The 15,739-nt window shown below is 69.8% G+C and carries 15 protein-coding genes; 7 read left to right on the forward strand and 8 right to left on the reverse strand.

The features are described from left to right. Positions 1–18: 18 nt before the first annotated feature. From ABIC53_RS10480 to ABIC53_RS10495, 4 genes are read right to left on the reverse strand one after another with little or no spacing between them, the layout of a single operon-like run. Complete coding sequence (locus tag ABIC53_RS10480) at positions 19–1,209, reverse strand: bifunctional 2-methylcitrate synthase/citrate synthase (protein WP_274178282.1); 1,191 nt, start codon at positions 1,207–1,209, stop codon at positions 19–21. A 41-nt stretch (positions 1,210–1,250) separates the two neighbouring features. After that, entirely contained in the window at positions 1,251–2,177 is a 927-nt protein-coding gene (gene prpB, locus ABIC53_RS10485; RefSeq protein ID WP_274178281.1) for a methylisocitrate lyase, read from the reverse strand. Continuing rightward, positions 2,177–3,697 carry an MmgE/PrpD family protein gene (locus ABIC53_RS10490; RefSeq protein WP_274178280.1) on the reverse strand — a complete coding sequence of 507 codons (1,521 nt, stop codon included), beginning with the start codon at positions 3,695–3,697 and terminating at the stop codon, positions 2,177–2,179. The genes prpB and ABIC53_RS10490 overlap by 1 nt, the downstream gene beginning before the upstream one ends. Beyond that, a complete protein-coding gene (locus tag ABIC53_RS10495) occupies positions 3,694–4,356 on the reverse strand; it encodes a GntR family transcriptional regulator (protein ID WP_181574183.1) in 663 nt (220 codons plus the stop codon). The genes ABIC53_RS10490 and ABIC53_RS10495 overlap by 4 nt, the downstream gene beginning before the upstream one ends. A gap of 107 nt (positions 4,357–4,463) precedes the next feature. Here ABIC53_RS10495 and ABIC53_RS10500 point away from each other — a divergent pair, with 107 nt between their 5' ends. Next, entirely contained in the window at positions 4,464–4,994 is a 531-nt protein-coding gene (locus tag ABIC53_RS10500; protein WP_354451400.1) for a ribonuclease H family protein, read from the forward strand. Between the two features lie 17 nt (positions 4,995–5,011). Here the strand turns inward: ABIC53_RS10500 and ABIC53_RS10505 are convergent, their stop codons facing one another. Genes ABIC53_RS10505 through rlmN form a run of 4 tightly spaced genes read right to left on the reverse strand, consistent with a single transcriptional unit; the run spans position 5,012 to position 8,806 of the window. After that, positions 5,012–5,947, reverse strand: coding sequence for a hypothetical protein (locus ABIC53_RS10505; protein ID WP_354451402.1), 936 nt, complete (start codon positions 5,945–5,947; stop codon positions 5,012–5,014). A 21-nt stretch (positions 5,948–5,968) separates the two neighbouring features. Then, a complete protein-coding gene (locus ABIC53_RS10510; RefSeq protein WP_323987175.1) occupies positions 5,969–6,451 on the reverse strand; it encodes an NUDIX hydrolase in 483 nt (160 codons plus the stop codon). Positions 6,452–6,453: 2 nt separating this feature from the next. Continuing rightward, a complete protein-coding gene (locus ABIC53_RS10515; RefSeq protein ID WP_354451404.1) occupies positions 6,454–7,467 on the reverse strand; it encodes an aldo/keto reductase family protein in 1,014 nt (337 codons plus the stop codon). Between the two features lie 55 nt (positions 7,468–7,522). Further along, a complete protein-coding gene (rlmN, locus tag ABIC53_RS10520) occupies positions 7,523–8,806 on the reverse strand; it encodes a dual-specificity RNA methyltransferase RlmN (protein ID WP_112616219.1) in 1,284 nt (427 codons plus the stop codon). A 95-nt stretch (positions 8,807–8,901) separates the two neighbouring features. Between rlmN and ABIC53_RS10525 the strand changes: the two genes are divergently transcribed. From ABIC53_RS10525 to ABIC53_RS10550, 6 genes are all read left to right on the forward strand, one after another. Next, complete coding sequence (locus ABIC53_RS10525) at positions 8,902–9,813, forward strand: PRD domain-containing protein (protein ID WP_112616217.1); 912 nt, start codon at positions 8,902–8,904, stop codon at positions 9,811–9,813. 187 nt (positions 9,814–10,000) lie between these two features. Beyond that, positions 10,001–11,860, forward strand: a complete 1,860-nt coding sequence (locus ABIC53_RS10530; protein WP_354451407.1) for a beta-glucoside-specific PTS transporter subunit IIABC — start codon at positions 10,001–10,003, stop codon at positions 11,858–11,860. A gap of 128 nt (positions 11,861–11,988) precedes the next feature. Then, on the forward strand, positions 11,989–13,404 hold the full coding sequence (locus ABIC53_RS10535; RefSeq protein ID WP_354451409.1) for a glycoside hydrolase family 1 protein: 1,416 nt from the start codon (positions 11,989–11,991) through the stop codon (positions 13,402–13,404). A gap of 84 nt (positions 13,405–13,488) precedes the next feature. Continuing rightward, positions 13,489–14,364 (forward strand): HAD family hydrolase, encoded by an 876-nt coding sequence (locus ABIC53_RS10540; RefSeq protein WP_354451411.1) that lies wholly within the window; start codon positions 13,489–13,491, stop codon positions 14,362–14,364. Positions 14,365–14,387: 23 nt separating this feature from the next. Continuing rightward, complete coding sequence (locus ABIC53_RS10545; protein WP_274178270.1) at positions 14,388–15,257, forward strand: Cof-type HAD-IIB family hydrolase; 870 nt, start codon at positions 14,388–14,390, stop codon at positions 15,255–15,257. Continuing rightward, positions 15,257–15,736 (forward strand): GNAT family N-acetyltransferase, encoded by a 480-nt coding sequence (locus ABIC53_RS10550; RefSeq protein WP_274178269.1) that lies wholly within the window; start codon positions 15,257–15,259, stop codon positions 15,734–15,736. The genes ABIC53_RS10545 and ABIC53_RS10550 overlap by 1 nt, the downstream gene beginning before the upstream one ends. Positions 15,737–15,739 lie beyond the last annotated feature (3 nt).

The raw sequence follows: 15,739 nt of genomic DNA on the forward strand, positions 1-15,739 counted from the left end.
TCCGCCCCGAGGGAGCCGTCAGCCGGCGGCTTCCTCGGGGCGCTCTGCTGCTTCGACCTCGGCCTCGTCGGCGACATATCCGTCGACGTGGCGCTCATCCGGCCCGTCGTACGCCGACAGCGGCCGGATGAGCGCATTGGCGGCGTACTGCTCCACGATGTGCGCCGTCCATCCGACCACGCGGGCCGCGACGAAGAGGGGCGTGAAAGTGACGGTGTCGAAGCCCATGAGGTTGTACGCGGGGCCCGACGGATAGTCGAGGTTCGGGTAGATGCCCTTGCGCTGGGTGAACTCGCGCTCGAGGGCGTCGTAGAGCTCCGCGACATCCGGCCGGTCGTAGTGGGCGACCAACGCGTCGAGCGCCGCCTTCATCGTCGGAACCCGCGAATCGCCGCGCTTGTAGACGCGGTGACCGAACCCCATGATCTTTCGCTTCTCGGCGAGCGCCCGGTCGAGCCAGGCCTCGACGGCGGCGGCATCCCCGATCTCGTCGAAGACGTGCATCACCGCCTCGTTCGCTCCGCCGTGGAGCGGCCCCTTGAGGGCTCCGATCGCCCCGACGACGGCCGAGTACAGGTCGCTCAGGGTCGAAGCGATGACCCGAGCCGTGAAGGTCGAGGCGTTGAACGAGTGCTCGGCGTAGAGGATCAGCGACCGGTTGAACGCGTCGGCGACGACCGGATCGGGCTCCTCGCCGAAGGTCATCCACAGGAAGTTCGCCGCGTCGTCGAGGTCGTCGCGCGGCTCGATGGGGCCGAGCCCGCGGCGGCGACGCTGCCCGTAGGCGACGACCGCCGGCAGCACCGCGAACAGGCGCAGGCTTCGCTCCAGGTTGCGCTCGGGCGTCCCGACGGCGTCGAGCACGGATGCCGCGCCGGCGGTGTCGAGCGCGCCGAGAACGCTCACGGCGGTCCGCACCTCGTCCATCGGGTGCGCGTCCACCGGCATCCGGTCGATCGCCTCCCGCAGCTCCGGCGGCAGCGCCCGCTGCGGCCGAGCCCGCCGGCGCTGCTCGGCGAGCTGGTCGTCGGTCGGCAGTTCGCCGTGCCACAGCAGATGCGCCACGGCGTCGACCGGCTGCGTCGCGGCGAGCTCCTGCACCGGGTAGCCCCGGTAGAGCAGCGAGTTCGTCTCGGGGTTCACCTTCGAGATCGCCGTCACATCGGCGACAACCCCCACGAGCCCCTTACGGATGTCTTGCTCGGTCATGTTCTGTTCCCTCTCCGTCGAGTAGCCAGAATCCGCGGGTCTCAGCCCCGGTCGATCGACTCATTCTGGCGAGTCGACAGGGTGAAGTCGAAGACCGACGAGTCGAAGCGCGTGTAGCCCTCGTAGTCGACGAGGTCGTACAGGTCGGCGCGGTGCTGCATCTCACCGAGCTTCGCGGTCAGGTTCCCGGCCGCCGTGAGCTCGTCGAGCGCGCGGCCCGCCGCCCCCATCGCGATGCGCAACAACGAGACGGGCCAGATCACGATCCGCACACCCGCGTCTCGTAGCTGGTCCACCGTGAACAGCTCCGACTTCCCGAACTCGGTCATGTTCGCCAGGATCGGCACGTCGATGGCCGACGCCATCGCCTCGAACTCCGCGAGGTCGCGCATCGCCTCGGGGAAGATCGCGTCGGCCCCCGCGTCGACAAGCGCGCGGGCGCGGTCGACGGCGGCATCCATCCCCTCGATCGCCCGCACATCGGTGCGCGCCATGATGAGGAAGTTCGCGTCGCGCCGGGCGTCGACGGCAGCCCGGATGCGGCCCACGGCCGTGTTCTCGTCGACGACGCTCTTTCCGTCGAGGTGCCCGCAGCGCTTGGGGTTGACCTGGTCCTCGATGTGGCATCCGGCGAGGCCGGCATCCTCGAGCGTCTGGATCGTGCGGGCGACGTTCATCGGCTCGCCGAAGCCCGTGTCGGCGTCGATGATCGCCGGAAGCTCCGTCATCCGCGCGATCTGCTGGCCGCGCCCGGCGACCTCGCTCAGCGTCGTGAGGCCCACATCGGGCAGCCCGAGGTCAGCCGCGATGACCGCACCCGAGACGTACACGCCGTCGAAGCCGTGCCGCTCGATGAGCCGGGCCGAGAGCGGGTTGAACGCTCCCGGAAAGCGCAGCGTCTCTCCGCTGGCGAGTCGTTCCCGGAGGATGCGGCGCTTGTCGGCGGCGGTGGTCTGCGAATACAGCATCAGAACAGCCCTCGCGGGTTCGGCGCGGACGCGATGACGCCGTCACGTGCGACGATGTTCAGCTCGCGCACCTCGTCTGCCGTGAGATCGGGCAGACGCTGCGCGAGGTCGAGGAAGCGCTCGATCTGGGCCGGTTCGAGCACGGGCTCGGCGAGGATCCGGAACTTGCGGATGTAGTCCTCGCGCGCGAACGGGCGAGCACCGAGCGGGTGGGCGTCGGCGACGGCGATCTCGTCGACGATCGTCGAGCCGTCGGCCATCCGGATCTCGACGCGCCCGCCGAAGGCCTTCTCCGCCGGATCCTCCGAGTGGTAGCGCCGCGTCCATTCGGCATCCTCGGCCGTCGTGATTCGCTGCCACAGGGCGACCGTGTCGGGGCGGGCGGCGCGCTCGGGCGTGTACGAGTCGACGTGGTGCCAGCCGCCGTCCTGCAGTGCGACCGCGAAGATGTACGGGATCGAGTGGTCGAGCGTCTCGCGCGACGCGGTCGGGTCGTACTTCTGCGGGTCGTTCGCCCCCGAGCCGATGACGTAGTGCGTGTGGTGGCTGGTGTGGAGCACGATGCTCTCGACGTTCGCGGAGTCGAGCAGCTCGGGGTGCTCGCCGTGCAGCTTGCGCGCGAGGTCGATCCACGCCTGCGCCTGATACTCGGCCGAGTGCTCCTTCGTGTACGAGTCGAGGATGCCGCGCTTGGGCTCTCCCGGCGCCGGCAGCGGCACCGTGTAGGCGGCATCCGGTCCGTCGAGCAGCCAGGCGATGACACCGTCCTCACCCTCGTAGATCGGGTTCGGGCTCGTCTCGCCGCGCATCGCGCGGTCGACGGCCTCGACCGCGAGCTTGCCGGCGAAGGCGGGGGCGTGGGCCTTCCATGTCGAGATCTCGCCCTTGCGCGACTGGCGCGTCGCGGTGGTCGTGTGCAGCGCCTGGCCGACCGCCTGGTAGATCGTCGCGGTGTCGAGGCCGAGCAGCGTGCCGATGCCGGCGGCGGCCGAAGGCCCGAGGTGGGCGACGTGGTCGATCTTGTGCTTGTGCAGGCAGATGGCCCGCACGAGGTCGATCTGGATCTCGTACCCGGTCGCGAGGCCCCGCACGAGCGCCGCACCGTCGGCACCGACGTGCTGAGCGACCGCGAGGATCGGCGGGATGTTGTCGCCGGGATGCGAGTAGTCGGCGGCGAGGAAGGTGTCGTGGTAATCGAGCTCGCGCACCGCGACGCCGTTCGCCCACGCGGCCCACTCGGGGCTCGTGCGGTCGGTCACGCCGAACACGCTCGCCCCCGCGCCGCCCCGCGAGACCGGGTGGTCGAGCGCCTGCGCGCGGGCCGAGCTGACGGGCGCCCGGGTGAGGGATGCCGCCGCGACGGCGGCGTTGTCGATGATGCGGTTCACGATCATGTCGACCACGGCGGGCTCGACCGCCACGGGGTCGACGGCGACCTCGGCGATCTTCCACGCGAGCTGGTCCTCGCGCGCGAGCTCCTCGTCGCTGCGGTGGACGCGGACGTGATGGCTGACGGTCATGCGGATGCCTCCAGGGAGTCGAGGATGCTGGTCAGGGCGTTGTGCAGGTGGACATGGGTCGCGTGCGCCGCCAGGTCGGCGTCGCGGGCGGCGATGGCGCTCGCGATGAGCCGGTGCTCCTCGATCGACGCCGCGAGGCGCGCCGGGTTGTCGCGTGCGAGGCGGCGAACCCGCACGAGGTGAGCGCGGACCTTCGTCAGCGCCGACGTCAGATAGGCGTTGCCGGCGGCGTCGTCGAGCGCCGCGTCGAAGCGAGCGATGAGCGCGTAGTACGCGTCGGGGTCACCCGCTGCGGGCGCATCGGCCTGCGCGGTGCGGTCGAACGCTGCGGCGAGCTCGGCGAAGAGCGCGGCGTCGCCCCGGGATGCCGCGAGCCGTGCGGCGGTCTCCTCGAGCGCACGCCGCACCTCGAACAGCGAGCGGATGTCGTCGCGATCGATGTCGGCGACGACGGTCACCCGCGGCGAGGCCTGGCGCACGAGGCCGTCGGCCGCGAGTCGCCGGAGAGCCTCGCGCAGCGGAGTACGGCTGACGCCCAGTCGCGTCGCCTGCTCCACCTCGCCGAGCACCGCCCCGGGAGCGAGGTCGCCGTTCTGGATCTCCGCCAGCAGAGCGGCGTAGGCGCGCTCTCCCGCCCGTGCTCCGCCCTCGGCCACCATGCGACGATTGTATACACAGAGCCCGCGCCGGCGGGTCAAAACCGCGGAATCGGGCTCCAACGTATACAGAAACCGCATCACACGACTCCCCGGGTACCCTTGCCCGAGTGAGTTCCGACCGATACACCGTGGCCACCGACGGCGCCTGCAAGGGCAATCCCGGACCGACCGGCTGGGCCTGGGTCGGCGAGGACGGCCACTGGGCCGCCGGAGCGATCCCGCAGGGCACGAACAACATCGGGGAGCTGCTCGGACTGCTCAAGGCGATCGAGGACCACCCCGACGTCCGCGAGCTCGTCGTTCAGGCCGATTCCAAGTACGCGATCGACACGTACGCGTCGTGGATGGACGGCCACCGCCGCCGCGGCTGGAAGACCTCCACTGGCGCGCCGACGAAGAACCGCGACATCCTCGAGCAGCTCATCGCCGCCCGCGACGCCCGGCGGGCGCGCGGACTGCCCGACGTCATCCTCGAGCACGTCCGCGGGCACCGCGGCCACGTCCTGAACGAGTGGGCCGACGAGCGAGCGGTTCGCGGCGCCGAGCACGCGGCGAAGGGAACGGCGAGCGCCTGGTCATCGCTGGGTGGGCTGCACGACAAGCTCGACGTGTCGGAGGCCCCGAAGAAGAAGCGCTGACGGGACGGCGAGACCGGTCAGCCGTCCCGATTGTCGGGATGCCGCGGATCGTCCGTGGCGTACGCCGACCGCGCGAGCGCCTCCGGCATCCAGGTGAGCGGATCGGCGAAATCCGCGATGACGACACCGCCCGCGCCGTGCGCGTCCCCGTGCCGCGCGAGCCTTCTCCGCGCCCGCTCGGGCACGCGCTCGTCGGCCCGCACTCGTTCGAACACGGCGGCGCGGACGCGTTCGACGAACCGGGCTCGCTCCGGCGGCAGTGCAGCGCTCGTCTCGCGCTCGAGACGCTCGACATGAGCGGGAAGGTCCGCGATGACCGCCCGGTAAGCGGCGGTCAGACTGTCATCCACCTCGCGGGCCTGCTGCGGCTTGGCGCCCCGGATGATCATGCCTGCGACCAGGGAGGTGACGACGATGACCGGGGCAGCCACCAGCACGGCCATCGCGGGGGCGGTGGCACCGCTGCCGACGAGGACGGCGGCAACCGCCGTCCCGACGAGGGCGACAGTCTGCGGCCGCCACAGCGCACGATCGAGCGGGCGTCCTCGCGCGCCCGCGGCCGCCACCAGCACCGCCATCGCCGTCGCGGCGGAGAACGCGGCTGTGAGCACCACGTCCTTCGTCTGCAGCGCGACGGCGAATGCGAGTCCGCCGGTGAGGGCGGCGAGCACCAGCACCCACCCGATCCAGCCGATGCTGGATGCGCGACCGCCGAAGCGAAGCCGAGCCGACGACCGGGCGCGTGCGTTCGCTGACTCGCCGAGCCGTCGGGCTGCATGCCAGATGCGCACGCCGTCCGCGCTCATGCCGCACGCGTCGAAGATCACCATCTCCGCTTGCCGCGGCGCGAAGTCCGCGGCGGCCGAGGCCCGGACGATGCGATCCGTGGCGACGGGGATGACGCGCGCCAGGTGCTCATCGGAGAACGGCTCCCACCGGTCGGCGGGAAACATGCGATGCTGCGCCACCCTCGACTACCTCCCGCTCGCTTGAACGAGTTCATCGAGCCGGTCGAGGGCCGGTCGCTGACCCTTGACGAGCAGCTCGCGAGCGCGCCCCACCTCGACCCACTCGACCCGGTCGACCTCGGGGAACGACGCCGTGCGCCCCGACCGCGGCGGCCACTCCATCTCGAACTCGCCGAATGCCGCGTTCGAGGCATCGAACCCGCTGCCGTCGACGACGAACACCGTGATGCGCTTGCCCGACGAGTACGAGAAGGTGCCGAGCTCGGCGTACTCGCCGTCGGGCGGCTCGAGCCCGAGCTCTTCGCGGAACTCGCGCCGCGCGGCACCCAGGGCCGCCTCGTCGTCGGGGTCGTACTCGCCTTTGACGATCGACCACGCCCCGGCGTCCTTGGCCGCCCAGAACGGTCCGCCCATGTGGGCGACGAGCGCCGACACCGTGCCGTCCGCAGCGATGCGGTAGGGCAGGATGCCGGCGCTCGTTACCGCCACGATCAGGCCGGGCGGGTCTTCGGCGAGACCGTGTCGGTCTCGGCCGGGTCGGTCACCGCGACGCCGCCGAGGGCATCGTTGATCGCGTCGTACGCCGACTGCTCGAGCTTCACGCCCGAGGCCTTGACGGTGTCCTCGAGCTGCTCGGGACGCGAGGCGCCGACGAGCGCTGCCGCGATGTTGTCGTTGTGCAGCACCCACGCAAGCGAGAGCTGCGCGACGGTGAGGCCCGCCTCGTCGGCGATCGGCTTCAGCTTCTGAACGGCCGTGAGCACCTCGTCGTTCAAGAAGCGCTTGATGAAGTTCGCGCCGCTCTTCTCGTCGGTCGCGCGCGATCCCTCGGGTACGGGCTGGCCCGGCTGGTACTTGCCCGTCAGCACGCCCTGCGCGAGCGGCGACCAGACGATCTGCGAGATGCCGAGCTCCTGCGAGGCGGGAATGACCTTGCCCTCGATGACGCGCCACAGCGCCGAGTACTGCGGCTGGTTCGACACGAGCTGGAACCCGAGCTTCGTCGCGAGGGCGTGCCCCTCGCGCAGCTGCTCGGCGGTCCACTCGCTGACGCCGATGTAGAGCGCCTTGCCCTGGCGGACGATGTCGGCGAAAGCCTGCATCGTCTCTTCCAGCGGCGTCTCGTAGTCGTAGCGGTGCGCCTGGTAGAGGTCGACGTAGTCGACACCGAGACGGCGGAGCGACCCGTTGATGCTGTCGAAGATGTGCTTGCGCGAGAGGCCCTGGTCGTTCGGCCCCTTGCGGCCGGTCGGCCAATACACCTTCGTGAAGATCTCGAGCGTCTCGCGCGGCTGACCCTTCAGCGCCTCGCCGAGCACGACCTCCGCGGCCGTGTTGGCGTACGCGTCTGCGGTGTCGAACGAGGTGATGCCGAGGCCCAGCGCCTTGTGGACGGTCGCGATGGCCGCGTCGTTCTCCACCTGCGACGCATGCGTCACCCAGTTGCCGTACGTGATCTCCGAGACCTTGAATCCACTGTTGCCGAGGTAGCGATACTCAACCATGGGAAAACGCTACCTCGCGGTGGGCCCCGGCGGGCCGGAGTTGCGTCTTATGACCTCAACCCGCGGGAACCGTGTCGGCCGCGCGCTGGTCGTCCTCGGTCGCGACGAGCTGACCGCACGCCCCGTCGATCTCCTTGCCGCGCGTGTCGCGAAGGGTCGTCGGGATGCCGGCCTCGTTCAGCCGTCGCACGAACTCGTCCTGCACCTCGGGCTCGGACGAGGTCCAGATGGAGCCGGGCGTCGGATTGAGCGGGATGGGGTTGACGTGCACCCAGCCGCGTCCGCGGGCGTTCAGCTTCTCGGCGAGGAGGTCCGCGCGCCACGCGTGGTCGTTCATGTCCTTGATGAGGGCGTACTCGATCGACACCCGCCGGCCCGTCTCGTCGAAGTAGGCCTTCGCCGCGTCGAGCGCCTCGTCGACCTTCCACCGCGAGTTGACGGGGATGAGCTCGTCACGCAGCTGGTCGTCGGGGGCATGCAGCGAGAGTGCGAAGGTGACGGGAATGTCCTCCTTCGTCAGCTTCTGGATCGCCGGCACGAGACCGACCGTGGAGACGGTGATGCCCCGCGCGCTCATGCCGATGCCGTGATCCTTGTCGACCATCGTGCGCACCGCCTGCATGACGCGGGCGTAGTTCGCCAGCGGCTCGCCCATGCCCATGAAGACGATGTTCGTGACGCGCTCGCCCTCGTGCCCGACCTTGCGCGGGTCGCCGAGGCCGCCGTCGGCGATGAGACGGTTCGCCCGGACGACCTGCTCGATGATCTCGGCGGCCGACATGTTGCGGGTCAGGCCCGCCTGGCCGGTCGCGCAGAACGGGCAGTTCATGCCGCATCCGGCCTGGCTCGACACGCACAGCGTGATGCGGCCCGTGTAGCGCATGAGCACCGACTCGACGAGGGCGCCGTCGTGGAGCTTCCACAGGAACTTGATCGTGTCGCCGCGGTCGGTCTCGAGCCGGCGCACCTCGGTCAGGAGCGGCGGGAGCAGACCGGCGACGAGCTCGTCGCGCCCCGCGGCGGGCAGGTCGGTCATCTCCGCGGCATCCGAGGTGAAGTGCCGAAAGTAGTGCTTCTCGAGCTGCTTCGCCCGAAAGCCCGGCATGCCGAGCTCCTTGACCTTCTCGACGCGCTGCTCGGGCGTGAGGTCGGCGAGGTGGACGGGCGGCTTGCCGCGCTTCGGGCTCGCGAACTGCAGCAGCGGACGACCGGACTCGTCCTTCTGCTGCGACCAGCCCTCGGTCGCCGGGCGCACCTGACGCGGCTTGGTGGAGCGCACGGGCGACGAGGTCTCGCGCACGGACGACGCGGTCTCGCGCACGGGATCTGAATCGGTCATATGATCCAGGGTACCGGCGCCGCCTGCGCGAAGGCTGGCCGCCGGCGTTCGCCGCGCCCGGCGGCCCCCGCCCTGCTCCGCCCTAGACTGCAGCCATGAACCTCGACGACGTCGCTCCGCCCCCGCGGGGCACCGTCGTGCACAAGGTGCTGAACAACAACGTCGTCATCACTCTCGACGAGCATGGCCGCGAACGCGTGCTCATGGGACGCGGGCTCGGGTTCCAGCTGAAGCCGTCCGACACCCTCGACCCCGACAAGGTCGAGAAGACCTTCATCCTCGATGCGGGGGATGCCGGCGACCGCGAACGCCAGCTGCTCACCGACGTGCCCTACCCGGTGGTGGAAGCCGTCACTCGCGCCGTCGACGAGGCCGAGCGCCGTCTCGGCCACCACCTCGACCGGTTCTTCACGATGGCCGTCATCGATCACATCCAGTTCGTGCTCGAGCGGCTCGACAACGGCATCCGGATCCCCGCGACCAACATGCCCGAACTGCGCGTGCTGCATCCCCACGAGTTCTCCGCGGCGCAGCGCATGGCCACCGCGATCTCCGAGTCCCTCGATCGCGAGCTGCCCGCCGAAGAGGCGGTGTTCCTCACGATGCACCTGCTCAACGCGACCCGCGACGAGCCCAACGGCACGGCGGCGCTCCTCTTCCGCCGCCTGCAGCACGTCGTCATGACGGTCGAGAACGGCCTCGGCGTCAAGCTCGACACCGACAGCCCCGATTACGCCCGATTCATCCTGCACATCCAGTTCCTGCTGCAGCGCCTCGTCTCGAAGACGATGCTGCGCAGCGCCGACACCTCGTTCTTCGAGTTCGCCAAGCACAGCTACCCGCGCTCCTACGCGATCGCGGAGGAGGTGAAGGCCTACGTCCGTGCGGCGACGGAGTCGGAGCTGACCGACGAGGAGCTCCTGTACGTCATCGTGCACGTCGAGCGCCTCGCGACGCAGGTCGGTGCGAACGAAGCTGGCCAGAACCCCGGTCCCGTGCTACCGTGACCCTCGCAGGGCGTCGCTGCCCTGCGGAAGTCTCCGGATTGTTACCGCGGCAGCGGGCAAAACCTGAACTCACATCGTCTTGATCGGCGGTGAACGAGTTCAGGTTTTTTTGTTGCCCGGAAACAGGGATGCGGCGGCTTCCTCCACCCGAGTGCCGCGATGCTGCGGCAGAAAGCGAGCAGTCCCGATGGATTACTCGAAGACCGCGGCCGGCGTCCTGGCGGGCGTCGGCGGCGAGGAGAACGTCACCTCCCTCGTCCACTGCGCGACGCGTCTGCGTTTCGTGCTGAAGGATGAGTCCAAGGCGAACACCGCCGCCGTCAAGGCCGTGCCCGGTGTCGTCACCGTCGCCCAGGCCGGCGGCCAGTACCAGGTCGTCATCGGCAACGACGTCCCCGACGTGTTCGCCGAGATCGGCAAGATCTCGAAGTTCGGCGCCGGCTCCGACGCCGCGGCATCCGAGGGCCCGAAGGGCAACCTCTTCAACCGCTTCATCTCGATGATCTCGGCGATCTTCACGCCGCTGCTGTGGGCCCTCGCGGGCACCGGTCTGCTGAAGGCCTTCCTCGCAGCCGCGGTCACCTTCGGCTGGATCGGCACCGACAACTCGACCTACGCGGTGCTGAACGCCCTGTCGGACGGTCTCATCAACTTCCTGCCGATGGCGCTCGCGTTCACCGCGGCGCGCTACTTCAAGGCCAACGAGTTCACCGCGTTCGCGATCGCGGCCGCGGTGCTCTACCCGACCATCACCCCGCTCGTCGGGGTCGAGGGGCTGACGTTCTTCGGCATCCCCTTCACGATGGTCACCTACGTCTCGAGCGTCATCCCGATCATCGTGATCGTGTGGCTGCAGAGCCACGCCGAGAAGTTCCTCTACGCGAAGCTCCCGGGCGCGGTACGGCGCTTCGTCACCCCGATGATCGTCGTGCTCATCGCCGTCCCGATCGTCTTCGTCGTCATCGGCCCGATCTCCGCGATCCTCAGCGGCGCGCTCGGCAACGGCATCGGCTGGGTCTTCGAGAACGCCTCGTGGGCCGGCGGCGCCATCATGGGCGGCTTCTGGCAGGTCTTCGTCATCTTCGGTCTGCACTGGGGCCTCGTGCCGCTGTTCACGCTGGAGTACCAGACCACCGGTCAGATCCTGCTCATCGGCCCCGTGTTCGCAGCCGTCCTCGCGCAGGCTGCCGCCGTCGCCGGTGTCTGGGTGCGCGCCCGCAACAAGAACCTCAAGTCGCTCGCGGCTCCCGCGACGCTGTCGGGCTTCCTCGCCGGCATCACCGAGCCCGCCATCTACGGCATCAACCTGCCGCTCAAGCGCCCCTTCGCCTTCGGCATCGTCGGCGGTGTGGTCGGCGGCGCGATCATCGCGATGGGCGGCGTCTTCTCGACCGCCTTCGTCGTCCCCTCCGGACTGGCGCTTCCGGCCCTGTTCGGCAACGGGAACATGGTCATGCTCATCATCGGCCTCGCTGCCGCGATCGCCATCCCGTTCCTGCTGACCGCGATCGTCGGCTTCAAGGAGCCCGAAGAGGATGCCGCACCGGCGGCCACCCCGGCGGCATCCGGCAACGACGTCGTCGTTCTCAGCCCGGTCGACGGCACGGTCGTGCCGCTCAGCGAGACCCCCGACGCGGCCTTCGCCGAGGGCAGCCTCGGTGACGGCGTCGCGATCAAGCCGCGTTCCGGCGCCGTCTACGCCCCGTTCGACGCGACCGTCGCAGCTGCGTTCCCGACCGGACACGCGATCGGCCTGCGCCACGCCGACGGCGCCGAGGTGCTCATCCACATCGGCATCGACACGGTCAAGCTCGCCGGCGCTCACTTCGACGTCAAGGTCACCACCGGCCAGGAGGTCAAGGCCGGCGATCTGCTCGTCGAGTTCGACGGCGACGCGATCGAGCGGGCGGGCTACGACCTGACGACGCCCGTCATCGTCACCAACGGCGAGCTGTACCCCGCTCTGACCGACCAGGCGTCCGGCCCGATCGCGCACGGCGAGCCGCTGTTCACGGCGGTCTCGGTCGAGTCCGCGCTGGCGAGCTGACCGACGCACCCGAACGGAGGGGGCGGGCAACCCGAACCCCGCCCCCTCCCCCCACCCGTCCCGCCATTCGCGGGACCAGCGATACCGTCCCGCCAACCGCGGGACCAGCGATACGAAACGAGAGAGTCATGAGCACCATCACCTTCCCCGACGGATTCCTCTGGGGCGGCGCGACCGCCGCGAACCAGCTCGAGGGCGCCTACGACGAAGGCGGCAAGGGCCTCTCGGTGCAGGACGTCATGCCCCGCGGCATCGTCGGCGCCCGCACCGACGCACCGACCCCCGACAACCTCAAGCTCGTCGGCATCGACTTCTACCACCGCTACGCCGAAGACATCGCCCTGTTCGCCAAGATGGGCTTCAAGACCTTCCGCTTCTCCATCGCGTGGAGCCGCATCTTCCCGAAGGGCGACGAGACCGAGCCGAACGAAGAGGGCCTCGCCTTCTACGACCGCGTGCTCGACGAGCTCGAGAAGCACGGCATCGAGCCGCTCGTCACGATCTCGCACTACGAGACGCCGCTCCACCTCGCCGAGACCTACGACGGGTGGACCGACCGCCGGCTCATCGGCTTCTACGAGAACTACGCGCGCACCCTCTTCGAGCGCTACGGCGCACGGGTGAAGTACTGGCTGACCTTCAACGAGATCAACTCGCTCCTGCACGCCCCCTTCATGTCGGGGGGCATCAACACCCCGAAGGACGAGCTGACGGAGCAGCAGCTGTACCAGGCGATGCACCACGAGCTCGTGGCATCCGCCCGCGCGACGCGCATCGCGCGCGAGGTCGCCCCGAACGCGCAGATCGGCTGCATGGTGCTGTCGATGCCCGTGTACCCGCTCTCGCCCTCTCCCGCCGACGCACTCGAGGTCATGTCGTTCGATCACTCGAACCTCGTCTACGGCGACGTGCACACCCGCGGCGCCTACCCCGGCTACTTCCTGCGCACGCTCGCCGAGAAGGGCATCGCGCTCGACATCACCGACGAGGACCGCGACGACCTCACCAACACGGTCGACTTCGTGTCCTTCAGCTACTACATGTCGGTCGCCGCGACCGCCGACCCGGCGAAGAAGGTCACCGGCGAGGGCAACATCATGGGCGGCGTGCCGAACCCGACCCTCGAGGCGAGCGAGTGGGGCTGGCAGATCGATCCCGTCGGCCTGCGACTGGTGCTCAACCAGTTCTGGGATCGCTGGCAGAAGCCGCTGTTCATCGTCGAGAACGGCCTGGGCGCGAAGGACCAGCTCGTCGTGGTCGACGGCGTCAAGACGGTCGTCGACGACTACCGCATCGCCTACCTCAACGACCACCTCGTGCAGGTCGGCGAGGCGATCGCCGACGGCGTCGAGGTGCTCGGCTACACCTCGTGGGGCTGCATCGACCTCGTCAGCGCCTCGACCGCTCAGCTGAGCAAGCGGTACGGCTTCATCTACGTCGACCGCAACGACGACGGCTCGGGCACGCTCGAGCGCTTCGAGAAGAAGTCGTTCGGCTGGTACGCCGAAGTCATCCGCACCAACGGCGCCTCGCTGACCCGCTGAGACGCTGACCCGACCGGGCGCGGTCGCGGGGCCCTCCTTCTGGCCCGCGGCCGCGCCCTTCTCCGCATCCGAGAGGGGATCCGCATGACCTCGTCCGACTTCCGCCGCCGCGCCGTCTTCCTCGACGTCGACGGCACGCTTTTGCAGGACGGCACCCACCTGCCCGAATCCGCCGTCGCCGCCGTCCGCCGTGCCCGCGAGAACGGTCACCTCGTGCTGCTGAGCACCGGACGCGGCATGGCCGAGCTCCGCGGCCGCATCCTCGACATCGGCTTCGACGGTGCCGTCACCAACGGCGGCGCGTTCGCCGGGGTCGGCGACGAGCTGATCGTCTCGCGACTCATGACCGCCGCCGAGGTCGCACGCCTCAGCGCCGCGTTCGAGTCCCGCGGCATCCACTGGTACTACCAGTCGTTCGACCGCATGTTCGCGAGCCCGGGACTGCCGGCTCTACTCGCGGACCGTCTGGAGCGCGACCGCGCCCGCCATATCGAGGACGCGCGGGCCGCCGGGGCCGACCCGGAGGAGCTCGAGTTCTTCAGCGTCGGGATGAAGACCTTCGACGACGAGGTCCACTTCTCGGATGCCGAGGTCGCCAAGGCCGTCATCCTCGGGCACGACGCGGACGCGGTCGCCGATCTGCTCGCGGAGCTCGCCCCCGACTTCGCCGTCGTCTCGGGCACGATCCCCCTGCCCGAGGGCAGCTCGGGCGAGGTGGCACCACGCGGCGTGAACAAAGGCGCCGCGATCCTCGAGGTGCTCGCCCACCTGGGCGTCGACCCGGCCGACGCGATCGGCATCGGCGACAACTGGAACGACGCCGAAATGTTCGAGGTGTGCGGCACCGCGATCGCGATGGGCAACGCCGCGCCCGAGGTCCAGGCCCTCGCCGACGAGGTCACGACCGCGATCGACGACGACGGCATCCACCACGCCTTCGTCCGCCACGGCCTGCTGTGAGCCACCCGCATTACGCTGGAGGGGTGACGTCGGATTCTCGCATCATCTTCCTCGACGTCGACGGCACCATCCTCGCGCACGGCGAGACGATCGCCCCCTCGACGATCGCAGCGGTTCGCGCCGCCCGCGAACGCGGGCATCTCGTCTACCTGTGCACGGGACGCGCCGCCGGCGACATCAACCCCCGCGTGCTCGACATCGGCTTCGACGGCGCCATCTCCAACGGCGGGGCCCTCGCGGTCTCCGGCGACGAGACGGTGCTCGCCGAGCTGATGCCCCGCGCCGCCGTCGAGCGGGTCATGGCCTACTTCGACGAGCAGGGCACGAGGTACTTCATCCAATCGCACGACGGGGTGTACGCGAGCGAGGGCGTGCGGTCCTTCATCGCCGAGTTCATCAGCGAACGCCGACGCCGCCACGCCGAGGACCTCTCGACCGTCGCCCTCGCCGAAGACGTCGTGGCCGCGCCGCGCTTCGCCCCCGTCGAAGAGGCCGATCTCGACCACATCGCGAAGGCGGTGTTCGTCAGTTCCGATCCCGACGCCGTCGAGAAGACCCAGCGCGCGCTCGGCGACGAGTTCCACGTCATCCCGGGCAGCATGCCCCTGCCCACCGGGGCGAACGGCGAGGTCGGGATGCGCGGCACGAACAAGGGAACCGGTATCCAGGCGATGCTGACGCACCTCGGCCGTGACGCCGCCGACGCCGTCGGAATCGGCGACAGCTGGAACGACGTCGAGATGTTCGAGGTCTGCGGCACCGCCATCGCGATGGCCGAGGCCGACCCCCAGCTGCAGCGCATCGCCGGCGAGGTCACCACCGGTGTCCTCGACGACGGCATCTGGAACGCCTTCGTCCGCCACGGCATCATCGACCCCGAGACGGCCGTCTGATGTCCCGCGAGGCCGGCGACCGCGACATCCGCCCCATCGACCCCGCTGACGCGGGCGAGGTGCTGACCCTGCAGCGCGCGGCATTCGTGTCCGAAGCCCTCATCTACGACGCCGCCGACATGCCGCCCCTCACGCAGACCCTCGATGAGCTCCGTGCGGAGCTGCAGGAGAACCTCGGCTGCGTCGCCGTCGACGACGGTCGCATCGTCGGAGCGGCGCGCGCCCGCCTCGACGGCGAGCTGCTGCTGATCGGCCGCATCGCGATCGCCCCCGACCAGCAGGGGTCCGGACTCGGCACGGCACTGCTCGCCGCTGTCGAGGCCCGCGGACGGGCGGCCGGAGCGCACGAGGCCGAGCTGTTCACCGGCTCGCTCAGCGAGGCCAACCTGCGCCTCTACGAACGCGAAGGCTACAGCGAGTCCGAGCGCGTGCCGCAGGGCGACGGCACCTTCCAGATCTTCCTGCGCAAGCCTCTCTGATCC

This window comes from Microbacterium sp. 1262 (assembly GCF_040544895.1).
GTDB classification, from domain to species: domain Bacteria; phylum Actinomycetota; class Actinomycetes; order Actinomycetales; family Microbacteriaceae; genus Microbacterium; species Microbacterium plantarum.

Bases quoted from the DNA above. Each gene is read 5' to 3' on its own strand.
- ABIC53_RS10480 (WP_274178282.1), bottom strand. From the start codon at position 1,209: ATGACCGAGCAAGACATCCGTAAGGGGCTCGTGGGGGTTGTCGCCGAT.
- prpB (WP_274178281.1), bottom strand. From the start codon at position 2,177: ATGCTGTATTCGCAGACCACCGCCGCCGACAAGCGCCGCATCCTCCGG.
- ABIC53_RS10490 (WP_274178280.1), bottom strand. From the start codon at position 3,697: ATGACCGTCAGCCATCACGTCCGCGTCCACCGCAGCGACGAGGAGCTC.
- ABIC53_RS10495 (WP_181574183.1), bottom strand. From the start codon at position 4,356: ATGGTGGCCGAGGGCGGAGCACGGGCGGGAGAGCGCGCCTACGCCGCT.
- ABIC53_RS10505 (WP_354451402.1), bottom strand. From the start codon at position 5,947: ATGTTTCCCGCCGACCGGTGGGAGCCGTTCTCCGATGAGCACCTGGCG.
- ABIC53_RS10515 (WP_354451404.1), bottom strand. From the start codon at position 7,467: ATGGTTGAGTATCGCTACCTCGGCAACAGTGGATTCAAGGTCTCGGAG.
- rlmN (WP_112616219.1), bottom strand. From the start codon at position 8,806: ATGACCGATTCAGATCCCGTGCGCGAGACCGCGTCGTCCGTGCGCGAG.
- ABIC53_RS10525 (WP_112616217.1), top strand. From the start codon at position 8,902: ATGAACCTCGACGACGTCGCTCCGCCCCCGCGGGGCACCGTCGTGCAC.
- ABIC53_RS10530 (WP_354451407.1), top strand. From the start codon at position 10,001: ATGGATTACTCGAAGACCGCGGCCGGCGTCCTGGCGGGCGTCGGCGGC.
- ABIC53_RS10535 (WP_354451409.1), top strand. From the start codon at position 11,989: ATGAGCACCATCACCTTCCCCGACGGATTCCTCTGGGGCGGCGCGACC.
- ABIC53_RS10540 (WP_354451411.1), top strand. From the start codon at position 13,489: ATGACCTCGTCCGACTTCCGCCGCCGCGCCGTCTTCCTCGACGTCGAC.
- ABIC53_RS10550 (WP_274178269.1), top strand. From the start codon at position 15,257: ATGTCCCGCGAGGCCGGCGACCGCGACATCCGCCCCATCGACCCCGCT.